The 23514-nt window shown below is 70.7% G+C and carries 21 protein-coding genes; 6 read left to right on the top strand and 15 right to left on the bottom strand.

Annotated features, from left to right (window positions below; all coding sequences use genetic code 11):
- Positions 1-57: 57 nt before the first annotated feature.
- Together ABFX50_RS27080 and ABFX50_RS27075 are read right to left on the bottom strand one after the other, a co-directional pair.
- Positions 58-1467 carry a pyridoxal phosphate-dependent decarboxylase family protein gene (locus ABFX50_RS27080; protein WP_346150145.1) on the bottom strand — a complete coding sequence of 470 codons (1410 nt, stop codon included), beginning with the start codon at positions 1465-1467 and terminating at the stop codon, positions 58-60.
- Positions 1460-2797 carry a sensor histidine kinase gene (locus ABFX50_RS27075; RefSeq protein ID WP_346150144.1) on the bottom strand — a complete coding sequence of 446 codons (1338 nt, stop codon included), beginning with the start codon at positions 2795-2797 and terminating at the stop codon, positions 1460-1462. The genes ABFX50_RS27080 and ABFX50_RS27075 overlap by 8 nt, the downstream gene beginning before the upstream one ends.
- A gap of 336 nt (positions 2798-3133) precedes the next feature.
- Here ABFX50_RS27075 and ABFX50_RS27070 point away from each other — a divergent pair, with 336 nt between their 5' ends.
- Positions 3134-4900, top strand: a complete 1767-nt coding sequence (locus tag ABFX50_RS27070; protein ID WP_346150143.1) for an ABC transporter ATP-binding protein — start codon at positions 3134-3136, stop codon at positions 4898-4900.
- On the top strand, positions 4897-6717 hold the full coding sequence (locus ABFX50_RS27065; RefSeq protein WP_346150142.1) for an ABC transporter ATP-binding protein: 1821 nt from the start codon (positions 4897-4899) through the stop codon (positions 6715-6717). The genes ABFX50_RS27070 and ABFX50_RS27065 overlap by 4 nt, the downstream gene beginning before the upstream one ends.
- 55 nt (positions 6718-6772) lie before the next feature.
- On the opposite strand, the gene ABFX50_RS27060 is transcribed toward ABFX50_RS27065, so the two are convergent.
- Entirely contained in the window at positions 6773-7084 is a 312-nt protein-coding gene (locus tag ABFX50_RS27060; protein WP_183645910.1) for a hypothetical protein, read from the bottom strand.
- Between the two features lie 128 nt (positions 7085-7212).
- On the opposite strand from ABFX50_RS27060, the gene ABFX50_RS27055 reads away from it, so the two are divergent.
- Entirely contained in the window at positions 7213-8097 is an 885-nt protein-coding gene (locus tag ABFX50_RS27055) for an SCO6745 family protein (RefSeq protein WP_346150141.1), read from the top strand.
- Positions 8098-8204: 107 nt separating this feature from the next.
- Here the strand turns inward: ABFX50_RS27055 and ABFX50_RS27050 are convergent, their stop codons facing one another.
- Together ABFX50_RS27050 and ABFX50_RS27045 are read right to left on the bottom strand one after the other, a co-directional pair.
- Entirely contained in the window at positions 8205-8537 is a 333-nt protein-coding gene (locus tag ABFX50_RS27050; protein WP_346150140.1) for a DUF202 domain-containing protein, read from the bottom strand.
- 2 nt (positions 8538-8539) lie between these two features.
- The gene (locus ABFX50_RS27045) at positions 8540-8875 is read right to left on the bottom strand and encodes a DUF202 domain-containing protein (RefSeq protein ID WP_183645914.1); all 336 of its coding nucleotides are present in this window, start codon (positions 8873-8875) and stop codon (positions 8540-8542) included.
- 61 nt (positions 8876-8936) lie between these two features.
- Between ABFX50_RS27045 and ABFX50_RS27040 the strand changes: the two genes are divergently transcribed.
- Positions 8937-9854 (top strand): DUF3500 domain-containing protein, encoded by a 918-nt coding sequence (locus ABFX50_RS27040; RefSeq protein ID WP_346150139.1) that lies wholly within the window; start codon positions 8937-8939, stop codon positions 9852-9854.
- Here ABFX50_RS27040 and ABFX50_RS27035 read toward each other — a convergent pair.
- The 7 genes from ABFX50_RS27035 to ABFX50_RS27005 are packed head-to-tail and all read right to left on the bottom strand — an operon-like array spanning position 9851 to position 17059.
- Positions 9851-10237: a hypothetical protein gene (locus tag ABFX50_RS27035; RefSeq protein ID WP_183645916.1), complete on the bottom strand. Its 387-nt coding sequence runs from the start codon at positions 10235-10237 to the stop codon at positions 9851-9853. The genes ABFX50_RS27040 and ABFX50_RS27035 overlap by 4 nt on opposite strands.
- A gap of 39 nt (positions 10238-10276) precedes the next feature.
- Positions 10277-11569, bottom strand: coding sequence for an ABC transporter substrate-binding protein (locus tag ABFX50_RS27030; RefSeq protein ID WP_346150138.1), 1293 nt, complete (start codon positions 11567-11569; stop codon positions 10277-10279).
- Positions 11570-11582: 13 nt separating this feature from the next.
- Entirely contained in the window at positions 11583-12785 is a 1203-nt protein-coding gene (locus tag ABFX50_RS27025) for a branched-chain amino acid ABC transporter permease (protein WP_346150137.1), read from the bottom strand.
- A complete protein-coding gene (locus ABFX50_RS27020) occupies positions 12782-13669 on the bottom strand; it encodes a branched-chain amino acid ABC transporter permease (RefSeq protein WP_183645917.1) in 888 nt (295 codons plus the stop codon). The genes ABFX50_RS27025 and ABFX50_RS27020 overlap by 4 nt, the downstream gene beginning before the upstream one ends.
- Positions 13666-15498 (bottom strand): AMP-dependent synthetase/ligase, encoded by a 1833-nt coding sequence (locus ABFX50_RS27015; protein WP_346150136.1) that lies wholly within the window; start codon positions 15496-15498, stop codon positions 13666-13668. The genes ABFX50_RS27020 and ABFX50_RS27015 overlap by 4 nt, the downstream gene beginning before the upstream one ends.
- Positions 15495-16286: an ABC transporter ATP-binding protein gene (locus ABFX50_RS27010; protein WP_346150135.1), complete on the bottom strand. Its 792-nt coding sequence runs from the start codon at positions 16284-16286 to the stop codon at positions 15495-15497. Before ABFX50_RS27010 ends, ABFX50_RS27015 begins: the two co-directional genes overlap by 4 nt.
- Complete coding sequence (locus ABFX50_RS27005; protein ID WP_346150134.1) at positions 16283-17059, bottom strand: ABC transporter ATP-binding protein; 777 nt, start codon at positions 17057-17059, stop codon at positions 16283-16285. The genes ABFX50_RS27010 and ABFX50_RS27005 overlap by 4 nt, the downstream gene beginning before the upstream one ends.
- Positions 17060-17171: 112 nt before the next feature.
- Here ABFX50_RS27005 and ABFX50_RS27000 point away from each other — a divergent pair, with 112 nt between their 5' ends.
- On the top strand, positions 17172-17429 hold the full coding sequence (locus tag ABFX50_RS27000) for a UBP-type zinc finger domain-containing protein (RefSeq protein ID WP_183645923.1): 258 nt from the start codon (positions 17172-17174) through the stop codon (positions 17427-17429).
- A gap of 2 nt (positions 17430-17431) precedes the next feature.
- Here the strand turns inward: ABFX50_RS27000 and ABFX50_RS26995 are convergent, their stop codons facing one another.
- Both ABFX50_RS26995 and ABFX50_RS26990 read right to left on the bottom strand, forming a co-directional pair.
- Positions 17432-19000, bottom strand: a complete 1569-nt coding sequence (locus ABFX50_RS26995; RefSeq protein WP_346150133.1) for a Na+/H+ antiporter — start codon at positions 18998-19000, stop codon at positions 17432-17434.
- An 88-nt stretch (positions 19001-19088) separates the two neighbouring features.
- Entirely contained in the window at positions 19089-20342 is a 1254-nt protein-coding gene (locus ABFX50_RS26990; RefSeq protein ID WP_346150132.1) for a hypothetical protein, read from the bottom strand.
- Between the two features lie 238 nt (positions 20343-20580).
- On the opposite strand from ABFX50_RS26990, the gene ABFX50_RS26985 reads away from it, so the two are divergent.
- On the top strand, positions 20581-22587 hold the full coding sequence (locus ABFX50_RS26985) for an ATP-dependent DNA helicase (RefSeq protein ID WP_346150131.1): 2007 nt from the start codon (positions 20581-20583) through the stop codon (positions 22585-22587).
- A 43-nt stretch (positions 22588-22630) separates the two neighbouring features.
- Here ABFX50_RS26985 and ABFX50_RS26980 read toward each other — a convergent pair whose 3' ends face one another.
- Positions 22631-23449 (bottom strand): MOSC domain-containing protein, encoded by an 819-nt coding sequence (locus ABFX50_RS26980; RefSeq protein WP_346150130.1) that lies wholly within the window; start codon positions 23447-23449, stop codon positions 22631-22633.
- Positions 23450-23514: the final 65 nt, after the last annotated feature.

The following is a 23514-nucleotide window of genomic DNA, read 5'->3' as shown; positions in this document are numbered from 1 at the left end:
TGGGCGAGTGGGCGGGGGATCCCGCCGAAGGCGCGATCCCCTGCACAGGGCCGCCGGTCAGAGCCGGTCGGCCAGTTCTCTGAGCACCTCCCAGAAGTAGTCGATGTCCGCCTCGGTGGTGCGCCAGTTGACGATGGCAGGGCGCAGCGCGGTCACGCCCCTGTAGGTGGTCGTCCCCGCGTAGACGCGGCCGTCGGCCAGCAACGCCGCGCCGAGCCGGCGGTTGAGGTCGTCGAGCTCCTCCTCCCGCGTTCCCTCGGGGCGGTACCTGAAGCACACCACGCACAACGGCACAGGAGCGAGCAGCTCCATGTCGGGCGCCTTGTCCACGGCCTCGGCCAGGCGAAGGGCCAGGTCGTGGTGGCGCTCGACCAGCCGCGCGTAGCCCTGCCTGCCGTACGCCCTGAGCGTCGCCCAGATCGGTAGCGCCCGCGCCCTGCGCGACGACTCGGGGCCGAGGTTGTTGTAGTTGACGTCGGAGGGCAGGTAGTGGGCGCCCCACGCGCCGAACGACCTGAACATCAGGTCCTGGTCGCGCACGAAGGCGAAACCGCTCTCGTAGGGGACGTTGAGCCACTTGTGCCCGTCGGCGGTGATCGAGTCGGCCCGCTCCACGCCCTCCACCAGGTGCCGCAGGCGCGGCGAGGCGGCGGCGAACAGGCCGAAGGCGCCGTCCACGTGCAGCCAGGCGCCGTACCGCCCGGCGAGGTCGGCCAGGTCGGCGATCGGGTCGAAGTCTCCCGTGTTGACCTCCCCCGCGTTGCCGACGATCACCGCGGGTTCCTCCAGCGCCGCCAGCTCCCTCTCCATCGCCTCCAGATCGACCCTGCCCGCGTCGTCGCGCGCGCACACGGTCACGCCGTCGCGGCCGACGCCGAGCATCTGGAGCGCCTTGCGGCTGCTGGGGTGGATGTAGCCACCGGCCAGCACCGGCATCCTGGGCAGCCCGGCCAGGCCCTGCGAGGTGACGTCGGCGCCGTGCCGCTCGCCCCACCACTGCCTCGCGCACGCCAGGCCCGTCAGGTTCGCGAACGTGGCGCTCGGCGTCAGCACCCCGCCGTACGCCGGGGGCAGGCCGAACAGGTCCTTGAGCCAGTCGAGCGCGACCCGCTCGGCCCTGGCGGCCAGAGGCGAGGTCAGGTGCAGGCCGCTTGCCTGGTCGAGCAGCGAGGTCACCCAGTCGGCGGCCTGCGCGGCGGGCGTGGCGCCGCCGACGACGAAGTGGAAGAAGCGCGGGCCCGAGGTCTGGGTGGAGGCCTCGGTCCCGACCGCGAGCAACTGCTCGACGGCGGCCATCGTGCCCTCGCCCTCCTCGGAGAGCGGGCCTTCCAGCAGGTCGAGCAGGTGGTCGGCGGAGTGGTCGTGGACAGGGCGCTCGCCCAGCGAGCCGAGGTACGGCTCGGCGGCCGCGGCGACGAGGTTCAGCGCGGCGGTGGCCTGCTCCCGCTCGGACAGTGGATCACTCATTTCCGGATTGTGCCTCCTCGGCGGGCGAAACGAGCGGGAGACGCAGCACCAGGCGGGCGCCCTTCGCCGAGTCACCGACGCGGAGGGTGCCGCCGTGGGCGGTGGCGATGTCGCGGGCGATGGACAGGCCGAGGCCGGTGCCGCCGTGGTCGCGCGAGCGGGCCGTGTCGAGCCTGGTGAACCGCTGGAAGATGGCCTCCCGCTGGTCTTCGGGGATGCCCGGCCCGTCATCGTGCACCTCCACCACCCCCTCATCACCGCGGCGCGAGACCGTGACGTGGACGGCTTGGCCGCCGTGCCTGTCGGCGTTGGACAGCAGATTCGTCACCAGCCTGTCGAGTCGCAGGCGGTTGCCGCGCACCATCAGGCGTGGCTCGACGCAGGCGGTGAAGGGAAGGCGGAAAGAGCGGCGGTCCATCTCGTCGGCCACCAGCTTGCCGAGGTCGAGCAATTCCTCCGTGGGACGTGTCCCCTCATCGAGCCTCGCCATGAGCAGCAGGTCCTGGACGATGGCCGACAGCCGCCTGGCGTCGCCGAGCGCCTCCTCCAGCGTCTGGGCGCACTCCTCGGGATCGGGTCTGACGGCGCACGCCTCCAGCCGCACCAGCATCGCCGTCAGCGGGGTGCGCAGCTCGTGCGAGGCGTCGGAGACGAAGCGGCGCTGCCGTTCGACAGCCTCCTCCAGCCTGCCCAGCGTGTCGTTGACGGTGACGGCCAGCCGTGCCACCTCGTCGCCGGTGTCAGGCACCGGCATCCTGTCGCCGAGGTCGGTGGCGCTGATCTGCTCCAGGCCCGACCTGATGCGTTCCACGGGGGCCAGGACGCGGCCGACACCGATCCACGCCGCCCACCCCATCAGCGCGAGCAGGACGAGCGCGGCGGCGCCCAGGATCACGGCCAGGAGCGGGACGTTCAGCACCGCCGACTCCCTGACCGCCGCGTAGGCCACGGCCGGGCCGTACGCGGTGGACCTGTTGCTGGTGCCCACGACGATCAGGCAGTTCTCGCCGCCGGCGCGGCAGACCCTGTCCAGGATCCTGGAGTCGCCGCCGACGGGCACGGCGCGGGTGAGGGGCGGCTCCCCCTCCAGGGTGGAGCTGGCGGCGACTACCTCTCCCCTCGCGTCCACCACCTGCAGCAGGAAGACCTCGCCCTGCGACGGGATCGGGCCCTGGATCGGCCGGGTGTCGATGAGGGTCGTGACCATGCGGCTGGCCTCGTCCGCGCGGTCGACGAGCTGGGCGCGCGCCCAGGAGGGCAGGGTCAGGCAGAGCGTCACGACGCCTACCAGGAGGACGACGCCGAACAGCGCCACCGTGGCGACCGTCATGCGGGCCCTGATGGAGCGTGGGCGAAATCTGCTGAACTGCACCTTTCCACGGTCACTGACGGCCCATCACGGCCGGTGCAAACAGGGCTCACGAGCGGCTATAGAACCTCTCACGAACCGGTGCACGGGGCGTTTCGGCCCGTTCGCGGCATGGTGCGGGTCTGCCGACGGTCAAGCGAGGGAATGGCGGCGCGGCCTGGTACGGTCGCGGGCGGCAAGGCCCCGGACGGGCGAGTTCGACCTCGCCTGACCGCCATGCGACATGGGCCCCAGGGGGAGCACTCTGAGGGCTTTCGTCACCAAAAATGGGTTGATCCCACTATTAATCTAGAAGGGATGCCTCCCGATACGAACTCCCCCAGACGTCCCCTGCTCGCTTCCAACTCCCTGTGGCGCATGCGCTCCTATCTGCGCCCCCACATCGGCAAGCTGGTCTTCATCTGGCTCGTCGCCATCCTCGGCATAGCCGCCAGCATCGCCTTCCCCCTCGTGGGCAAGGAGGTGATCGACGCCGAGCAGACCGCCGACCTGCTCCCCCTCGGGCTCCTGGCGGTGGGCGTCGGCGTCGCGGAAGCCCTGATGATCTTCCTCAGGCGATGGGTGCAGACCAAGCCGGTCCTCGGCCTCGAGACCGAGATCCGCGACGACCTCTACGATCACCTGCAGCGCCTGCCGATGGCCTTCCACAGCGACTGGCAGTCGGGCCAGCTGCTCTCGCGCGCGACGACCGACCTGTCGACCATCCGCCGCTTCCTCGGCTTCGGCATGCTGTTCCTGGTCATGAACGTCATCCAGCTCACCACGGTGACGATCGTGCTGCTCAACATGTACTGGCCGCTGGGCCTGCTGGTGGCGGCCTCCGCCGTGCCCATCATCTGGGTGTCACTGCGCTTCGAGAAGAAGTACATCAAGATCTCGCGCCAGGTCCAGGACGAGCAGGGCGACCTCGCCACCCTCGTCGAGGAGTCCGCGATCGGGATCCGCACGATCAAGGCCTTCGGCCGCCGCCACCACGTCTACGACAGCTTCGACGAGTCCGCGCGCAAGGTCTACGCCACCTCGATCGACAAGGTCGGGCTCTCGGCCAGGTTCTTCACCTTCCTCGAGGTGATCCCGAACTTCACCCTCGCCCTCGTGCTCCTGCTGGGCGCGCTGGCCGTGGGCACAGGGGGGCTGACGCTGGGCACCCTGGTCGCCTTCACCACGCTGATGCTGCAACTGGTGTGGCCGATCGCGAGCCTCGGCTACATCCTGGCGATGGCGCAGGAGTCGATGACCTCGGCCGACCGCGTCATGGAGGTCATGGACACCGTGCCCTCGATCAAGGACGGCTCGGAGACGATCGAGGACCCCAGGGGCCACCTTCGCCTCGAGGGCGTGGGCTTCCGCTTCCCCGGAGCCGAGCGCCCTGTTCTGCACGACGTCTGGCTCGACGTGCGGCCGGGCGAGACAGTCGCGGTGGTCGGCGCCACGGGCTCGGGCAAGACGACGCTCACCGCGCTGGTGCCCCGCCTGGTCGACGTGACCTCGGGCCGGGTCACCATCGACGGCCACGACGTGCGCGACCTCAAGCTGAGCGTGCTGCGCGACGTCGTCGCCACCGCCTTCGAGGAGCCCACGCTGTTCTCGATGAGCGTGCGCGAGAACCTCACGCTGGGCCACCGCGAGGCCACCGACGAGGAGGTGCGCGAGGCCCTGGAGGTCGCGCAGGCGACCTTCGTCTACGACCTGCCGTGGGGTCTCGACACCCGCATCGGCGAGCAGGGCATGTCGCTGTCGGGCGGTCAGCGTCAGCGCCTGGCGCTGGCGCGCGCGGTGCTGTCCAAGCCGAAGATCCTCGTCCTCGACGACACGCTGTCGGCGCTGGACGTGGAGACGGAGGCGCTCGTGGAGGAGGCGCTGCGGCACGTGCTGCGCGAGGCGACGGGCATCGTGGTCGCCCACCGCGCCTCGACCGTGCTGCTCGCCGACAAGGTGGCGCTGCTGCGCGGCGGCACGATCACCCATGTCGGCACCCACCAGGAGCTGCTCGCCGACGTGCCGGAGTACCGCGAGCTGCTGGCGCAGGACGCCGACCTGTCCGAGGAAGGGGCCCTGCGATGACGACCACCACCGACTGGCGCGGCGTCGCCTCGGAGAACAAGGACGACCTTCCCGAGAAGGTCTCCCTGCTGCTGCGCACCCGCTCGCGCAAGCTGCTGACCGACCTGCTCAGCCCGCACCGCAAGGCGATCGCGCTGCTCAGCGCGGTCATCGTCTGCTCGAGCGGCGCCGGCCTCGCCATCCCCTACCTGGTGAAGGTCGGCATCGACTCGGGCATCCCGCCGATGGCCAGGGGCGAGGGCTCAGGCACGCTGCTGACCGTGATCGCGGTCATCCTGGCCGCCGCCGTCACCCAGGCGCTGACCAGGCAGGCCTTCCTGAAGATGTCGGGCCGTATCGGCCAGGACATCCTGCTCGAACTGCGCCGCAGGGTCTTCGACCACTTCCAGCGGCTCTCACTGTCCTTCCACGAGAAGTACACCTCGGGCAGGGTCATCTCGCGGCTGACCTCCGACATCGAGGCGATCGCCGAGCTGCTGCAGTCGGGCTTCGACGGACTGGTCACCGCGGTGCTGACGATGTTCGGCACCGCGGCGCTGCTGCTGATCCTCGACGTGCACCTCGGTCTGGTGGCGCTGGTGCCGCTGCCGATCCTGCTGCTGTTCACCCGGTGGTTCCGCCGCCAGTCGGCTCTCACCTACCGGCGGACCAGGGAGACGGTCGCGCTGGTCATCGTCCACTTCGTGGAGTCGATGACCGGCATCAGGGCCGTGCAGGCCTTCCGCCGCGAGCCGCGCAACCAGGAGATCTTCGGCCAGCTCAACACCGACTACCGCGACGCCAACGCCCGCGCCATGCAGCTGATCGCGGTGTTCATGCCCGGCATCAAGCTCATCGGCAACCTCACGATCGCCGGGGTGCTGATCTACGGCGGCTGGCTGGCCTTCCACGAGGAGGTCACGGTCGGCGTGCTGGCTGCCTTCCTGCTCTACCTGCGCCAGTTCTACGAGCCGATGCAGGAGATCAGCCAGTTCTACAACACCCTGCAGTCGGCGGGCGCGGCGCTGGAGAAGCTGTCGGGCGTGCTGGAGGAGGAGCCCTCGGTCCCCGAGCCGCCGCGCGGCGCGGAGCTCGTCAGGGCGCGCGGCGAGGTCCGCTTCGAGGGCACCGCGTTCTCCTACGTGCCGGAGATGCCGATCCTGCCGCGCCTCGACCTGACCATCCCGGCGGGTCAGAGCGTGGCGCTGGTCGGGGCGACAGGCGCGGGCAAGACCACGCTGGCCAAGCTCATCGCCCGCTTCTACGACCCCACCGAGGGCAGGGTGCTGCTGGACGGCGTGGACCTGCGCGACCTCGACGAGACGACGCTGCGCGGAGCCGTGGTGATGGTGACGCAGGAGAACTTCCTGTTCTCGGGCACGGTCGCGGAGAACATCGGCTTCGGCCGTCCTGGCGCCTCCCGCAAGGAGATCGTCGAGGCGGCCAAGGCGATCGGCGCGCACGAGTTCATCTCGGCGCTGCCCGACGGCTACGACACCGAGGTCGGCAAGCGAGGCGGCCGCATGTCGGCCGGTCAGCGCCAGCTGGTCGCCTTCGCGCGCGCCTTCCTCGCCGACCCCTCCGTGCTCATCCTGGACGAGGCCACCTCCTCGCTCGACGTGCCGAGCGAGCGGCTGGTCCAGCGGGCGCTGCGCACGATCCTGGCCGACAGGACCGCGCTGATCATCGCGCACCGTCTGTCGACGGTGGAGATCGCCGACAGGGTGCTGGTGATGGACAAGGGCGTGATCGTCGAGGACGGCTCGCCCGAGCAGCTCGTCGCCTCGTCAGGCCGCTTCGCCGGCCTGCACCAGGCCTGGCTCGACAGCCTCGCCTGAGCGACGCGAGAGGGCGCGGCCCCGCCACGGCGGGGCCGCGCCGGTGCGTTCGCCACTACATGATCGGCGCCCGCCAGGTGAACTTCAGCGCCGTCTCCTGCGCGATCTCCCTGGGCGCCGGCACCACGGGCTCGGCCCTCTTGGCCAGGTAGCCCGAGGGGAACGTGGTGATCTGGACCGCCCCGCACTTCGGGCAGCTCCTGTCGGAGTTGGGCGGCTGGACCGACACGCCGGACCTCAGCCAGACCTCCACCTCGTTGCCGTGGTCGTCGGTGAGACGTCTGACGAGGTACTCCTCTTCCCAGACATGCCAGCAGCACTGGCACTCGAACGGCCACGTCTCCCTCGCGTCATAGCCTTCTCGCACGAGGATCACCTCCGCCTCTCTTCCGAGTGTCCGCCTCCATGCCCGGCGCTCGCAAGCCATTGACGAGGGAGAAAACGGCCCGTAGGTTCCCATACCGACCGGTTGGTTCACGAGCGAGGAGAGCGTCGATGGTCGATCCCCACGTGGCGAGGCGGGCATGGCGACGCCTCGAGCCGGTGCACGGCATGATCTACTTCGTCCCCGAGGCGAGCGAGCGCTACGCCGCGCTCGGCCTCACCGGACAGATGACGGGCTACTTCGCCTCCAGGGGCGCCGCCTTCGGCGAGGCGAGCGCCGAGGTGGTCATCGCGGCCTTCTTCAACTTCTACCCCGCCCTCGTACGGCGGGCGCTGCCCTCCGCGTGGGAGGTGACCACGCCCGCCAAGGTGCTCGAGGCCAGGATGGAGGCGGCCGAGGCGGCGCTGCGCAGGGGCGGCATCGACACGGCGGGCGCGCTCGAGGAGACGCTCGCGCTGGCCAGGAGGGCGGCGGAGGCGGCGGCCGAGCACCTTCACGGCAGGCCGTTGTTCGCCGCGCACACCACGCTGCCGTGGCCGGGTGAGCCGCTGCGCGACCTGTTCCACGCCCAGACCCTGCTGAGGGAGTTCAGGGGCGACGGCCACGTCGCGGTGCTGACCTCGGAGGGCCTGTCGCCCGTGGAGGCGCTCGCGATGCACGCGGCGGGCGGTGACGTGCCCGAGATCTTCCTGCGGGCGTCGCGCGGCTGGCCCGAGGAGGCCTGGGCGACGGCGGTCGCCTCGCTGCGCGCGAAGGGCCTGCTGGCCGGAGCCGCCGACGGGCTGGCCGCCGACGCCCCGCCCACCGGAGGCGGCTGGACCGCGGCGGGCCTGACCGAGGAGGGCAGGCGGCTGCGCGCCCATATCGAGGCGAGGACCGACGAGCTGGCCCTTCCCGCCTACGCCGCGCTCGGCGAGCAGGGATGCGCGCGCCTGGCCGAGCTCGCCCAGCCGTTCGGGCGGGCGGTGGTGAGCGCGGGGCTGCTCGCGGTGTAGGGGCTGCTCGGTGGAGCCACCCGAACCGAAGACGGCGGCCGTCCGCGCTGGAGGCGGGGCCGTCCGCGCTGGAGGCGGGGCCGTCCGCGCTGGAGGCGGGGCGGCCGTCAGAAGGTGGAGACGACCACGAAGCAGGCCGCGCCCACGACCACGCAGAGCGTGCCGATCCAGGCCAGCATGGCGTCCAGGCGGCCGTCGAGCGGGTCACCGCGATGCAGGGCGAGCTGAACGGCGCGGAAGCGGGCCGAGGTGCGCACGAGCAGGATCCCTCCGCACAGGGCGGCCAGCGCGAACCCGGCCACGAACACCGGGCCGAGACCGGTGCGCGCCGACAGGCCGGCCGCGGCGAGGCCGCCGGTGGACAGCGCGACCGCGGTGCGCACCCAGGCCAGGCGGGTGCGCTCGCTCTGCAGTCCGGGGTCCCAGATCTCGCTCGACATGGTCAGACGGTCATCAGGATGAGCACGAGGGCGACGACCGCCACCGCGGCCACGCCGTAGCCGAAGACGGCGGCCAGCGCCGGGGGCGGCAGCGGGGCCTGGTTGCGCAGCGCGCGCTGGATGTTGCGCCAGCGCGGGTAGGCCATGCCCGCGGCCAGCGCGGCGAGCGCGACGAGCATCACCGACAGGACGGTGCGCGCCCACGGGACGAAGACGTCGTCGGCCACCGCCGCCATGGCGACGCCGCCCGCGCACAGCGCCAGGGAGGTGCTCAGCCAGGTCAGGAACGTCCTCTCGTTGGCGAGGGTGAACCGGGGGTCGGGCTCGGTGCCGTTCATGTCTCCACGCTAGTTCGACCCCATTTCCCCTAGAGAAGCTGGGATAGGAGATCCTGGGAGCATGCGCATGGCGGAGATCGCGGCACAGTTCCTCGGCGGCCTCACCGACACCCAGCGGCAGGCCGCCGCCTACCCCTTCCACGACCCGCGGCGGCTGCGCTGGACGTACGTGCCCACGCCCAGGCCGGGGGTGTCGCTGCTCGGGCTGGACAGGCAGTCCCGCAAGGGGGCCCACAGACTGCTGGCCACCGCGCTGTCACGGCACGCCTTCGCCCAGGTGGTCACGATCATGGCGCTGGAGGAGGTGCTCGACCTCGACGAGGGAGGCGCCAGGGGCCGCCACAGCGACGACTACCACCTGGCCGTCTTCGGCACGCCGGGCGACGACGAGTGGGGCTGGCGCTTCGAGGGTCACCACGTGTCGGTCACGGCGACGGTCAGCGGCGGGCGGGTGGAGGTCGCGCCGCTGTTCCTCGGCGCCCATCCGGCGGGCGTCTGGTACGGCTCAGCCGCGGTGGTTCGCCCGCTGCCGCTGGAGGAGGAGCTGGCCAGGGCGCTGCTGGCCGAGCTGTCACCCGCCCTGCGCGGCCGGGCGATCGTCGCCGACGAGGCGCCGCCCGACATCCTGACCGGCACCTCGGAGGTGACCTCGGCGCTGGAGCCGCTGGGCGTGCGCGGCGACTCCATGGGCTCGGCCGAGCGCGACCTGCTGGCCGGGCTGACGGCCGTCTACCTGGACCGGCTGGCTCCCGAGCTGCGCGGCAGCCACGACGCGGCAGGGCTGTCGTTCGCGTGGGCCGGCCCCGCCACGCCCGGGGCCGGGCACTACTACCGCATCCAGGGGCAGGGCCTGCTGATCGAGTACGACAACACGGCGGACGCCGCCGACCACGCGCACACGGTCATCAGGCGGCCCGGCGCCGACTTCGGCGCGGCGATCCTGCCCGCGCATCTGACCGGCGAGCTGGGCCTGTCCTAGCTGCAGGCCTCCTTCAGCTTGGTCAGGTAGGCGGTGGTGTCGGTGCCGACCTTCTGGACCGCGTCGACCGCCTCGTTGGCGCTGGTGACGTTGAGCTTGCCGAGGCTGGTGGCCAGGTCGTCCGTCGCCTCCTTGAGCGTGGTGTTGGAGGCCTTGTCGGCCACCTCGCCGAGCTTCTGCGAGGCGGAGTTGAGCTCCTTCTCCATCGCCGCGGGGTCGTTGACCAGAGTGCCGATCTTGGTGACGGTCTCGGTGATGATCTTGGGGGCCTCCAGGCAGGCCTGCGCCTTGTCGACCGTCGCGTTGATCTCGCTGCACCCGGTGGCGAAGACGGCCACGGCGAAGGCGGCGAGGGGCACGAACCTGCTGGAAACGAGTCGCATACCGACGACCCTATCCAACGGCCGCGCCCCCCGCGATGATCAGGACAACTTGCTGAAACAGGGGCCGTCCATCGTGTGAGCCTGCGCGGTGGGCCCTGTGAAGAAGTCCTTCACCTCCGTGACCCCGGTCGGCGCCGACTCGTCCACCTTGTTGATCAGCGTCTGCCGGAACGTGGCCGCGTTCGCGTCGCCCGCGAAGTTGCCCGCCTCCGGGGGCAGCATGCCCTCGTAGTCGACGGTCGCCAGCGTCTTGACCGCCGCCAGCAGGCCCTTGCGGCTGACGTCGCCGCCGGCGACCATCTTCTCCAGCGCCGCCTTCAGCGGGTAGGACCACGCCCAGCCCGAGGTGTAGCCGTCGTTGGGCGTCACGCCTGGCAGGGCGTCACGCATGGCCTGGTGGCCGGGCGTGTCGGCTCCGTACGGCTTGCCGGGCGACGACTGCTCGTACAGCGCCTTCAGCGCGGGCGCGGCAGGCGACTTGAGCAGGGCGGGGTTCCACGTCGGGCCCGTGCCGATGAAGCGGCCCTTGTATCCCGCGGCGGCGGACTGCCCGATGATCGCGGCGGCGTCGGCGGGGCCCGTGGTGAGGATGACCAGGTCGGGCTTGTTCTTGGTGATCTCGGTGATCGCCCTGCCCTGTTCGGTGGCGCCCGAGGGGGTCTCCACCGCGGTGAACTCCAGCCCGTTCTTCTCCGCGGCGATCTTCGCGCCCGCCGCCGCGTCGGCGCCGTAGTCACCGGCCAGGTGGACGGCCATCACGGACTTGGGCTTGTAGGCCTCCATCGCGTAGTCCACCGAGTTCATGGCCTCGATGCAGTAGTTGGAGCCGGTCTCGATGATGACGTCCTCGAACTCCCACGCCGAGGTCCAGGAGGCGGGCGCGGCGACCACGCTGTTGGCCTTGAGGTCGTCGATGATCGCCGCGGTCGTCGGCGAGCCGAGCGTCTGGGCCAGGCCGAGCACCTTGTCCTTGATCTCGTTGTAGACCTGCCGGTGGGTCTCGGGGTTGTACTTGTTGTCCCTGACGTAGCTCTCGACGTCCACCTCGTACTTGCCGCCGATGCCGCCGGCGGTGTTGACCCGCTTCCAGAAGGCCTTCTGTGCGTCGGTGATGGGGACGGCCAGCGCCGCGAACGGCCCCTGGGTGAGGTCGGAGACGGTGCCGAGGTAGATGCACCCCTTCTTCTTGTCGATGGCCTTGGGACATGGTTCGTTGGTGACGCCCGTTGCCACGGCGCCGCCCTTGCTGCCCTCGTCGTCCCCCCGGATGACGCCACATGCGGACAGAAGGGCCACTACCGCGACCCCGGTCACGACATAGCGACTCTTCACGAAATTTCCTCTCTTAGTAGGAGAAGGGCCAGCTCTTCCAGTAGTTACGGACGCGGATCCAGACGCCGAACAGACCACGCGGCTCGAAGACCAGGAAGAGGATGATCAGCAGGCCGTACAGCACGGTCTCGACCTGGAAGACGTTGGGAGTGACCGTCGTGTCGGCGCTGACGAACGGCACCAGCGCCGGCAGCGACCTGGTCAGCGGCTGCAGCAGCGAGATGAACAGCGCGCCCGCGATCGCGCCGGACACGGTGGCCACCCCGCCGATCAGCACCATCGCGATGAACTGCACCGACAGCAGCAGGCTGAAGGAGCCGGGCTCCACGTAGCCGCTGATGCTGTAGAGCAGCGCGCCCGCGCAGCCGGCGTAGAAGGAGGAGATGCCGAAGGCCAGCACCTTGTACCTGGTCAGCGGCACCCCCATGACCTCGGCGGCGATGTCGCGGTCACGGATGGCCATGAACGCCCTGCCGATGCGCGAGCGCGCCAGGTTGCGCGCGGCGACGGCGAAGACGATGAGCAGGACCAGCATCAGCAGGTAGAGCAGCTGCTCCCGGGTGCCGAGCGGCCCGTCCTGGTCGAGACGCACGCCGAACAGCTGCGGCACCGCGGCCGAGCGGCCGACGCCTGGCCCTCCCGTCAGGGCGTCCCACTCCTTGAAGACGTGCTCGCCGAGGAAGACCAGGCCGAGCGTGACGACGGCGAGGTAGAGCCCGCGCAACCTGGTGGCCAGCGGCGCGACCAGCACGCCTGCCGCTGCGGCCATCAGCCCCGCGGCCGGCAGCCAGATCCAGATCTCCGCGACGCCGAACCCGAGCGTCCTGCCGCCGGGCGGCCCCGACAGCGCCGCGCCCGTGTAGGCGCCGATCGCAACGAAGAAGGCGTGGCCGAGCGAGACCTGGCCCGCGTAGCCGGTGACGATGTTGAGCCCGATCGCCCCGATCGCCAGCACGTACGCGCCGGCCAGCACCTCCAGCGAGCGGTCGGCCAGCACGACCGACAGCCCGAACGCCACCAGCACCAGCAGCCCGGTCCAGACCTTCTTGGCCCCGGTGTCGAGCAGCGCCATGTCCTGGCTGTAGGAGGTGTAGAGCAGCGGGCGCCCACGGGGTCTGCGAGACCGTCCGGTCGGTATGTCGGCGGCCCAGGCCATGGGCCGGCGCCCCTGCTTCCACGGGCGCCGTTCCTTCGTCGGCGATTCCCTGTCGCTCATACCCGCTCCACCTCTTTGGTGCCCCACAGGCCGTAGGGTCTGATGAGCAGCACCACCAGCATCACCACGTACGGCGTGACCACCGCGAAGTTCTGTCCCAGCCACGGCGCGAGCTGGCCCTGGTAGCTCTGGAACAGCGACTCGACCACGCCGATCGCGAGGCCGCCGACCACCGCTCCGCCGAGTGAGTCGAGCCCGCCGACGATGATCGCCGGCAGCGCCTTGAGCGCGATGATCCAGGTCAGCTGCTCCACGCCCTGACCCGTGCCGACGAACATGCCTGCGATCGCGGCCAGGAAGCCGGCCAGCCCCCATGACAGCGCGAACACCATGCCGACCGAGACCCCCTGGGCGAGCGCGGTCTCCTGGTCGAAGGCGGCCGCCCGCATGGCCAGGCCGTACCTGGTGTAGCGGAAGAAGGCGAACAGCAGGCCGACGAGCACGGCCGTGACCAGGAGCATGGCCAGCCACCTGGTCTGCACCACGAACGGGCCGAAGGAGACCTGCGTGAAGCCCCACGGGTCGCCCATCTGGCGCACGTCGCGCCCGATGAAGGCGTTCACGACCACCCGCACCACCACGTCGACGCCGAGCGTGATGATCGCGACCACGAAGAAGGGACGGCCCACCATGGGCCTGATCGCGACGCGCTCGATCACCAGCGCGACCCCCGCGATCAGCAGCCCCGCCAGGAGCACCGCCAGGTAGAACCCGGTGACCTCGGCCAGGTAGCTGACCGCGACGGCCCCCGCCAGCATCAGCGACGGCTGGGCGAAGCTGATCACCCTGGTCGCCTTGTAGATGATCACGAAACCGAGGGCGAGCAGCGCGTAGACCGAGCCGTTGCCCAGGCCCCTGATGACCGACTCCACCACGTCCGTCACCGGCGGTACATCCCTTCGACGAGCTCCTCGAACAGCTTGGCGATGGCCGAGCGCTTGACCTTCTGGGTGGCGGTGAGCTCGCCGTCCTCGTGGTCGAGCTCCTTGGGCAGGAAGGCGAAGCGCCTGACCTGCTCGACCCTGGCGAACCTCTGGTTGACCTCGTCGACGATGCCCTGCACCAGCTCACGCACCTCGCTCTTCTCCGACAGGTCCCTGTAGGTGGTGTAGGACAGGCCGCGCCTGCGCGCCCACTCCCCCACGGTGTCGAGCTCGATGCCGATCAGCGCCACCAGGTAGGGCCGCTGGTCGCCGATCACCACCGCCTCCTTGATGTACGGCGAGGCCTTCAGCGCGTTCTCCATCTCGCTGGGCGCGACGTTCTTGCCGCCGGCGGTGATGAGGATGTCCTTCATCCTGTCGGTGATGCGCACGTGCGTGCCCTCGACCCATTCGCCGACGTCGCCGGTGTGCAGCCAGCCGTCCTCGTCCAGCACGTCGGCGGTGGCGCGGGGATTGCGCCAGTATCCGGCGAAGGTGCCGGGGTGCCTGGTGAGGATCTCCCCCGTCAGCTCGTCGATCCTGAGCTCGACGCCCTCCTGGGGCTCGCCGACCGTGCCGAGCCTGATCCTGCCCGGACGGTTGCCCGTGGCGATCGCGGTGTTCTCGCTCATGCCGTACACCTCGTGCATGGCCACGCCGATGCCCATGTAGAACTTGAGCACGTCGGGCGCGATGGGCGCGGCGCCCGAGGCCGCGTAGCGGACGCGGCGCATGCCGAGGCGCTCGCGCAGCGAGCGGTAGCACATCAGCCAGCCCAGGCCGTAGAGCGCCCTGGTGCCCATGGTGTGCCTGCCGCCCGTGCGCACGAGGGTGTCGCCGATGCGGTCGGCCACGCGCAGCCAGAGGCGGGTGGTGAGCCGCTTCAGCGGGGAGGCCGAGTCGATCTTGATGTTGACCTGCGCGAGGATCTTCTCCCAGATGCGCGGCACGCCGAACAGGATGGTCGGCTGCACCTCTCGCAGGTTGGCCTGCACGGTGTCGATGGACTCGGCGAAGTTCACCTGCACGCCGGCGGCCGAGTTGAACCAGACCGTGAAGGCGCGCTCGGCGACGTGGCACAGCGGCAGGTAGGAGACGATCAGGTCGCGCTCCGAGGGCGGAGGCGAGGTGAAGCCGCCGTTCTCGACCAGGGTCCGCACCGCGAACTCCACGTTCGCCACGGTCAGCATGACCCCCTTGGGCGGGCCCGTGGTCCCCGAGGTGTAGATGAGCGTCATGACGTCGCCCGGTTCGGCGCCCGCCATCCGCTCCTCCAGGGGACCCGCCCGCTCGGCGCCCATGGCCAGCAGTTCCTCCCACGACATCAGCCGCGGGTCGTCGTAGCGCCCTCTGATGCCGCGCGGCTCCAGGTAGACGATGCGTTCGAGGTCGGGGCACTCGTCGATGACCGCCAAGGCCTTGTCGACCTGTTCCTGGTCCTCGGCGATGAGGATCTTCGCGCCCGAGTTCGACAGCAGGTAGGCCACCTCGGCGGGCGGGTTGGTCGGGTAGAGGCCGACCGTGATGCCCCTGATCGCGACGGTGGCCAGGTCGGCGTAGAGCCACTCGGGCCTGTTCTCCGAGTGGACGGCCACCCTGTCGCCTGGCTCCACCCCCAGCGCCATCAGGGCGTGCGCGACCAGCTCGACGTGCGTCCAGTAGGTGAGCCAGCCGACCTCCTTCCAGATGCCGAAGTCCTTGTAGCGCATCGCGACCGCGCCAGGGCTCTCCTCGGCCCTGCGGCGGACTCTGGTGGCGATGGTCTGCGTTCTCGTTGCCGTCATTGTCATGCGGCGCCTCCCAGGTACGCCTCGATGACCTTGGGGTCCTGCTGCACCCGCGCGGGCGTGCCGAGCGCGACCTGACGGCCGAAGTCGAGCACGAGCACCCGGTCGGCCAGGTCCATGACCAGGCCCATGTCGTGGTCGACGAGCACGATGGGGATGCCGAGCTCGTCGCGGATGTCCAGGACGAACCTGGCCATGTCCTCGGTCTCCTCCAGGTTCATCCCGGCCACGGGCTCGTCGAGCAGCAGCAGCTTGGGCTCCATCGCCAGGGCGCGGCCGAGCTCCACCCTCTTCTGCACCCCGTACGGCAGCAGCCGCACCGGGTGCCTGCGCCAGGCCTCCAGTTCGAGGAAGTCGACGATGTCCTCGATCCTGGCCCTCGCCTCGAGCTCCTCCCTGCGCGCCCTGCCGTACCAAAGGACGGCGGGCAGCGCGCCGTAGCGGAAGTGGCAGTGGCGGCCGAGCATCAGGTTGTCCAGGACGGTCAGGTTGTGGAACAGCTCGACGTTCTGGAAGGTGCGGGCCAGGCCCATGGCGGCGATCTCGTGCGGGCGCCTGCCGAGCAGGTCGGCGCCGAGGAAGGTGACACCGCCCTGCTGCGGACGGTAGACGCCGGACAGCACGTTGAAGATGGAGGTCTTGCCCGCGCCGTTGGGGCCGATCACGGCGAACAGCTCGGTGGGGCCGACGGTGAAGGAGACACCGTCGATCGCCTTCACACCGGCGAACGAGAGCCGCACGTCCCGCACGTCGAGGACGTCGGGCGCGCCGGGGGGTTCCGGGGCGGTCATGAGAGCCACCGCTTCCTTCTCTTGTAGTGCTTGACGTCCCTGAAGGACTTGGCGGCTCCCTCGGCGCCCAGGCCCAGGTAGAACTCCTTGATGTCCTCGTCGGCCAGCAACTCGGCCGCGGGCTTGTCCATGACGATCTTGCCGGTCTCCATCACGTAGCCGTGGGCGGCGATCGACAGCGCCATGGTGGCGTTCTGCTCGACCAGCAGGACGGTCGTGCCCTGCTTGTTGATCTCGATGATGAGGTCGCGGATCTGCGCGACCAGCGCGGGCGCGAGGCCGAGGCTCGGCTCGTCCATCAGCAGGTAGCGGGGGCCCGCCATGAGCGCCCTGCCGACAGCGAGCATCTGCTGCTCGCCGCCCGACAGGTAGCCAGACACGCTCCTGCGCCGCTGCTTGAGCACGGGGAACAGGCCGTAGACGCGGTCCAGGTGCGACTCGGTGGCGGTGTGTCCGCCGACCTTGAGGTTCTCCTCGACGGTGAGCTCGGCCAGGATGCGGCGGCCCTCCATGACCTGGCTGACGCCCCGCCTGACGATCTGGGCGGGTCTCAGGGTGTGGAGCGGCCTGCCGTCCAGGGTGACGGAGCCTTTGGTGATCTCTCCGTCGTGCACGTCGAGCAGGCCCGACAGGGCGCGCAGGAGAGTGGTCTTGCCCGCGCCGTTGGCGCCGAGCAGCGCGACGATCGAGCCGGGCGGCACGGTGAGACTGACGCCGCGCAGCACGAGCATCACATCGTCGTACACGACCTCGAGATTGCGAACCTCAAGCAAGCGGGCCTCCTAGGTGGCGACCCCCCGATGAGAGAAAGAGTCGCCTTCACCAAGCGCTCGATCAAGGGGTGCGACCAAATTGGAACCCTGTTCTGGTTCTAAGCTTCCTGTCATGGCAATTTGCGAGCATCTTTCCAAGGCAGGAGACCCTTCCCCGCGGACACCGGAGGGCTGCGAGGAGTGTCTGGCCACGGGGGGCCGCTGGGTGCACCTGCGGCGCTGCCTCGACTGCGGGCACATCGGCTGCTGCGACTCCTCGCCGGGCAAGCACGCCTCCAGCCACTTCCGCATGGTGGGTCATCCGGTCATGCAGTCGTTCGAGCCGGGCGAGGACTGGCGGTGGTGCTTCACCGACAACACCATGGGCTAGCGCTAGCGCTCGAGGATCGCCTCTTCGAAGTCGAGCTCCGCCGTCACCCGGCGGAGCACCTCGTCGTCCAGCCTTCGCTCGTCGCGCAGCCTGACGAGCACCTCGCGCTCGGCGGCGAGCATCTCCCTGCGCAGGCGCCGGTAGAGGCGGCTGGGCGTCTCCGCGCCGCCCTGACCGGTGCCGCCGCCCAGGCGCTCCCAGGCGGTGAGGGCGCGCCGCTCCGACTTCTGCCGCAGCATGTCGATGACCTCGCCGTGGATCTGGTCGCCGGGCTCCTCGCGCAACACCTCCTCCAGCCTGGCCAGGCCCGCCTCGACGGCGGCCTGCTGGGCGGCGGCCTCCGACAGGTTGTCCTCGTACTCCTCGCGCTCGCTCGAGACGCGCAGCTTCCTGATCAGCATGGGGAAGGTCAGGCCCTGCACCAGCAGGGTGAGGATGACGGTGCTGAAGGTCAGGAAGAGCAGCAGGTCGCGCTCGGGGAAGCCCTCGGGGATGGCGAAGGCGGCAGCCAGCGAGACCACGCCGCGCATGCCCGCCCAGCCGACGATGACCACGTGCTGCCACGGCGGCCTCGGCGCGCTCTTCAGCCACAGCAGCGGCAGGTAGGCCGAGGGGAAGACCCATACGAACCTGGCCAGCACGGTGACGGCGAAGATGGCAAGCACGTAGCCCGCCACCTCCCATGGGCTGCGGCCCGCCAGTCCGCTGAGCACCGGCACCAGCTGCAGGCCGATCAGCGCGAAGACGATCGACTCCAGCATGAAGTCGACGACCTTCCACACCGACGACAGCAGCACCCGGGTGCCCGCGCCGGTGCGGTGCATCCGGTAGCCGAGGTAGAGCCCGACGATCACCACCGCGATCACGCCTGAGGCGTGCACCGACTCGGCGCCCAGATAGGTGGCGAACGGGATCAGCAGCATCACGGTGTTCTCGACCAGCGCGTCGCGCGTCCTCCCCAGCAGCCAGCCGGACGCCAGCGCGACGGCGAGGCCGATCAGCACGCCGCCGACGGCGGTGTAGAGGAACTCGCCGACCCCCTCGATCAGGCTGATGCCGTGGCCCACGACCGCGCCGATGGCGACGCGGTAGACGGTCAGCGCCGTGGCGTCGTTGAACAGGCTCTCGCCGATGAGGATGGTCAGCGGCCTGCGCGGCAGGCCGAGCCTGCGCCCGACCGCGACGGCGGCGACGGCGTCGGGAGGTGCGATGATCGCGCCCAGCGCGAACGCGGCGGCCAGGGGCAGGTCGGGCAGCAGCAGATGCACCACGCCGCCGACGACCAGCGTGGTGAACAGCACCAGGCCGATCGAGAGCATGCCGATCGCCCGCTTGTTCTCGCGCAGGCTGAGGTAGGAGCTCTCCAGCGCCGCGGAGTAGAGCAGCGGCGGCAGGAACACGTAGAGGATGAGCTCGGGCTCCAGCTTGATGGAGGGCACGAGCGGCGAGACCACCAGCCCTGCCAGCACCAGCAGCAGCGGAGCGGGCCAGCCCCTTCGCCTGGCCACCCAGGCGACCGCGATCGCCCCGCCCGCCACGAGCAGCCAGTAGAGGCCGGTCGACGCTTCCACGCGCTCCCCCTGCTAGGCAGCGGACCAGGTCAGGCCCGCGGCACGATTCTCACTCGGCACGGGGACATCTTAGACAGGGGCCTGCCGATCACCACTCGCGGCGCTCGGTCCTGTCTTCCTGGTGCTGCTGCTCGGGGCGCAGGCGCTCGCCGGTGACGAACATCTGGTCGTTGACGTAGGGGCGGTGCATGCTCGGGTCGGGCTGCTGGTGCGGCGGCTGCGTCTGGTAGGCGCCAGGACCGAGGCCGAGCGGGTCGGCGGGGTTCAGCGGCGACTGCGGGTAGCCGGGCTGCTGGCCGTACTGCTCGGGTGGTGGGTACTGGCCGGGCTGGCCGTACTGGTCGGGCCCGCCGTACTGATCAGACTGGCCGTACTGGTCGGGCTGGCCGTACTGATCCGGCTTGCCGTACTGGTCGGGCTGGGCGTACCGCTCGGGCTGGGCGTACTGCTCGTGCTGGACGTACTGGTCCTGCGGGGTGTACGGCTCGGGCTGCGGGTAGGCCTCGGCGACGGGCCTGCGGCCCGCTCCTGGGATGCCGTGCATGGGCGTGCCGAGACCCGCCGCTCCCGGGACCGCCGGGGCGCTCTGCGCGCGCTGGGGCGGCGGCGAGAAGGGGTCGGTGTACGGCGCGGGGGCGGCCTGCTGCGGCGGCTGAGCGTAGGGGTCCTGGTGGACCGGAAGCTGCTGCGTGGCCGCCTGGTGAAGGGGCTGCTGCGCGGCGAACGGGTCGGAAGGGGTCTGCTGGTGGGCGCCGCCCTGCCCGGGGAAGCCGAACGGGTCGGTCGACTGGGGCGAGCGCTCGACGGGCATCTGGTAGTCGGGCATCTGGTAGCCGGGCCCGCCCAGCGGGTCGGCGGCCCTGGCCGCCTGCGGCTCGGCGGCGCGTGGCCTGCCGTCGGCGCCGATCACGGGCTCGCGCTGGTCCTGGTAGGCCGTGGCGACGAGCTTGTCCTGCTGCGGCGGCGCCCCCCTGGCCACGAGGACGTCGCTGGGCGCGAGCGTGGCCGTGGGCCTGTCGTCGTGCTGGGGGCGCTGCGGGTCGTGCTCGAAGGGCGGTGGCCGGTGGTAGGTGCCCGTCCCCGGATACTCGCCCACCTCCACGGGGGGCTCGACCACGACGGGCGGCTGCTCGCCGGTGGCCTCCGCGTAGCCGTCATCGAGGGTGTCGAGCAGCCGCCCGACGTCTTCCATCGGCATCCGGAAACTGCCGGTGCACATCTCCCCTCGCCACAGGCTGAGCACCAGGGTGCCCTCGTGCCACGTGACCCGGAGACACCGCTCCTGACCTCGTGCATCGAAGAACACTTCGCCGAACGACGGCAACGGGACAACTTCCGACATGGCAGACATACTGCTTTAACCAGCCTTTATTCGTCCACTCAACCTTCAGAAACCCTAGCGAAACGGGCCTTACGCCCCCACCTCGGGCCCCACACGCCACAGCAGGAAGATCTTCTTTGACCTGGCGGGTTATCTCCGCAAGTGTGCCACGGGGAACGGCCGACGGGGCCTGGAACGCCAGGATGCGTCCGCCCGATGACTGCGCGTTCTGTCACCGCGACCGGGTACGGTTTCTGCCGTGCCGGACTCCACTCTCCCTCCAGTCGAAGAGCTGCTATCCATCGCCGTGGGCGCCCTGGGAGGGAGCGACCGGCCTGGGCAGATCACCATGGTCAAGGCCGTGCAGAAGGCCATCGACGACGAGGAGCACCTCGCCGTCCAGGCCGGCACGGGCACCGGCAAGTCGCTGGCCTACCTGGTGCCGTCGATCAGGCACGCGATGGAGTCCGACTCCCCCGTGGTGGTCTCCACCGCCACGATCGCGCTGCAGCGCCAGCTCGTCGACCGCGACCTGCCGCGCCTGGCCGAGACCCTGGGCAAGGAGCTGCCGCACGAGCCGACCTTCGCCATCCTCAAGGGGCGGCGCAACTACCTGTGCCGCTACAAGGCGACGGCGGGGTGGCCCGAGGAGGAGGACCAGCTCTTCGATCCGCGCGAGGTGAGCGCGACGGGCCGGATGGTCCAGCGCATCCAGGAGTGGGCGGAGGAGACGACCACGGGCGACCGCGACGAGCTGGTCCCCGGCGTCAACGAGCAGGCCTGGCGGCAGTTCTCGGTGAGCGCCAAGGAGTGCCTGGGCGCCCAGCGCTGCCCGAGCGGCGCCGAGTGCTTCGCCGAGCTCGCCAAGGCGCGCGCGGGAGAGGTCGACGTGGTGGTCACCAACCACGCGCTGCTGGCGATCGACGCCATGGAGGGCATGGCGATCCTGCCCGAACACGAGGTGGTGGTCGTCGACGAGGCGCACGAGCTGGTCGACAGGGTCACCTCGGTGGTGACCGACGAGCTGTCGGAGGCGGCGATCGCGCTGGCCGTACGGCGGGTCGGCAGGCTCATCGAGCAGCCGATCGCCGACCAGCTCCTCGAGGCGGGCGAAGACCTCAAGGCGCTGCTGGAGGCGGCGCCGCCCGGCCGCATCGACGAGCTTCCCGAGGTGCTCGGTCTCACCCTGGCCCTCGTGCGCGACAGCTCCGCCAGATGTCTCACGGCGATGGGCTCGCGCGGCGCCGACAAGGACGACCCCGACAAGGCCGGCCAGCGCAAGGCGGCCTTCACCGCGCTCGACGAGGTGCACGACACCGCCGTGCGCATGCTCGAGGCCTACGGCCACGCCACCGAGGTCGACAGGGCGGAGGTGGTGTGGCTCGACGGCAGCACCGACCGGCGTCCGGCGACGCTGCGCGTGGCGCCGCTGAGCGTGGGCGGCATGCTGCGCGACAAGCTGTTCGGCGAGCGCACCGTGGTGCTCACCTCGGCCACTCTCGCGCTGGGCGGCACCTTCGACGGCCTGGCCAAGCAGTGGGGGCTCGGCGACCCGGAGGGAAGGGGCTCGAGCTCGGCAGGAGAGAGCGACAGCCGTAAGCGCGGGTGGACGGGCATCGACGTCGGCTCGCCCTTCGACCACCCACGCGCGGGCATCCTCTACGTCGCCAAGCACCTGCCCCAGCCGGGGCGCGACGGGCTGCCGCAGGCCTACCTCGACGAGATCGCCGAGCTGATCGAGGCGGCGGGCGGTCGCACGCTGGGGCTGTTCTCCTCCATGCGGGCGGCGAAGGCCGCCACCGAGGCGCTGCGCGACAGGCTCGAGGTCCCGCTGCTGTGCCAGGGCGACGACTCGACGATGCTGCTGGTCAAGCAGTTCGCCGAAGACGAGCCGACGTGCCTGTTCGGCACGCTGTCGCTGTGGCAGGGCGTGGACGTGCCCGGGCCGTCACTGCGGCTGGTGATCATCGACAGGGTGCCGTTCCCCAGGCCCGACGATCCGCTCACCTCCGCCAGGCAGCGGCACGTGGTCGCCAAGGGCGGCAACGGGTTCATGGCGGTGGCGGCCAACCACGCGGCGCTGCTGCTGGCGCAGGGGGCGGGGCGGCTGCTGAGGGCGCAGGACGACAAGGGGGTGGTGGCGGTGCTCGACCCCCGGCTGGCCACGGCGCGTTACAGCGGGTTCCTGCTGAACTCGCTGCCGCCGTTCTGGAGGACGAGCGACCCGGCGGTGGTCCGCACCGCCCTGAAACGCCTGACGGGCTGAGAGCTCCCGCCGGGTCGGAACCGGCCGCCCCACGGATCCCCTTCTATCCCGCGATCACGGGATCTCCCACCCGGATCTCGCCCACGTCCCGCGGAACGAGGCGGATGCCGAACCAGGTCTTGCCGTCCCACCTGCGGTGCGCGGCGAGCGTACGGAGAGGCTCCTTGCCCTTGCGGTAGGTGTGAGGGTCGATGGTGGTCACCGCGCACCGGTCGCACAGCTCGGAGACGCGGAAGGAGACCGTGCCGATGCGGACCTCGCGCCAGGTGTCCTCCTCGAACGGCTCGGCGCCCTCGACCATCACGCTGGGCCTGAAGCGCAGCGGCGAGAGCGGGCCCCCTGAGGCCTCACCGCGTTCGGCGGCGCCCTGCTCGATCCATTCGTCGAGCCTGCGCGAGGAGGCCGTGGTGATGAGCAGCAGTGGGGCGTCCCATGCGAAGCTCACCACCTCGCCGGGCAGTCCGCCGTGGGCGGGGTCGACGGAGCGGCGGGCGGGATCGTCGAGCCACACCAGCCTGGCGGGGACGCCGAGCAGCTCGGTGAACCACGCGTGCGCCTCGGGCGCGGCCAGCATGGCGTGGTCGAGGCCGGTGAAACCCACGGGCACGCTCGGGCCGTCCGCGGGCGGCACCCTGAGATCGGGCAGGCCCCGCGCGGACAGCAGCAGGCCGCCCGCAGGGAGCTCGGTGGCCGTGACGGCGAGCAGACGAGGGTACTCGCCGAGCCAGAGGTTGTCGCCGTCGGGGCCGACCACGGCCCAGCGGCGATCGCCTTCGAGGCCCCACGGGTGGACGTGGGCGCGGTCGACCGCCCATCCGGTCACCGATTTGATCGGGTAGACATGGATCTCCGAGAGAATCACGCCCTTTACTGTAGCTCTCGAGAGAGCGCTCTCTGGCGATCTGCGGGACCGTACTCCGGGCCGGG

This window comes from Nonomuraea recticatena (genome assembly GCF_039533245.1).
Taxonomy (GTDB): Bacteria; Actinomycetota; Actinomycetes; order Streptosporangiales; family Streptosporangiaceae; genus Nonomuraea; species Nonomuraea roseola.
The sequence above is the reverse complement of the archived record's forward strand: the minus strand, read 5'-3'. Positions and strand labels throughout refer to the sequence as shown.

What these genes read in the sequence shown, in the direction of transcription:
- ABFX50_RS27080 (WP_346150145.1), bottom strand. Translation starts at nt 1,467, where the DNA reads ATGAGTGATCCACTGTCCGAGCGGGAGCAGGCCACCGCCGCGCTGAAC.
- ABFX50_RS27075 (WP_346150144.1), bottom strand. Translation starts at nt 2,797, where the DNA reads ATGACGGTCGCCACGGTGGCGCTGTTCGGCGTCGTCCTCCTGGTAGGC.
- ABFX50_RS27070 (WP_346150143.1), top strand. Translation starts at nt 3,134, where the DNA reads ATGCCTCCCGATACGAACTCCCCCAGACGTCCCCTGCTCGCTTCCAAC.
- ABFX50_RS27065 (WP_346150142.1), top strand. Translation starts at nt 4,897, where the DNA reads ATGACGACCACCACCGACTGGCGCGGCGTCGCCTCGGAGAACAAGGAC.
- ABFX50_RS27055 (WP_346150141.1), top strand. Translation starts at nt 7,213, where the DNA reads ATGGTCGATCCCCACGTGGCGAGGCGGGCATGGCGACGCCTCGAGCCG.
- ABFX50_RS27050 (WP_346150140.1), bottom strand. Translation starts at nt 8,537, where the DNA reads ATGTCGAGCGAGATCTGGGACCCCGGACTGCAGAGCGAGCGCACCCGC.
- ABFX50_RS27045 (WP_183645914.1), bottom strand. Translation starts at nt 8,875, where the DNA reads ATGAACGGCACCGAGCCCGACCCCCGGTTCACCCTCGCCAACGAGAGG.
- ABFX50_RS27040 (WP_346150139.1), top strand. Translation starts at nt 8,937, where the DNA reads ATGCGCATGGCGGAGATCGCGGCACAGTTCCTCGGCGGCCTCACCGAC.
- ABFX50_RS27035 (WP_183645916.1), bottom strand. Translation starts at nt 10,237, where the DNA reads ATGCGACTCGTTTCCAGCAGGTTCGTGCCCCTCGCCGCCTTCGCCGTG.
- ABFX50_RS27025 (WP_346150137.1), bottom strand. Translation starts at nt 12,785, where the DNA reads ATGAGCGACAGGGAATCGCCGACGAAGGAACGGCGCCCGTGGAAGCAG.
- ABFX50_RS27015 (WP_346150136.1), bottom strand. Translation starts at nt 15,498, where the DNA reads ATGACAATGACGGCAACGAGAACGCAGACCATCGCCACCAGAGTCCGC.
- ABFX50_RS27010 (WP_346150135.1), bottom strand. Translation starts at nt 16,286, where the DNA reads ATGACCGCCCCGGAACCCCCCGGCGCGCCCGACGTCCTCGACGTGCGG.
- ABFX50_RS27000 (WP_183645923.1), top strand. Translation starts at nt 17,172, where the DNA reads ATGGCAATTTGCGAGCATCTTTCCAAGGCAGGAGACCCTTCCCCGCGG.
- ABFX50_RS26990 (WP_346150132.1), bottom strand. Translation starts at nt 20,342, where the DNA reads ATGTCGGAAGTTGTCCCGTTGCCGTCGTTCGGCGAAGTGTTCTTCGAT.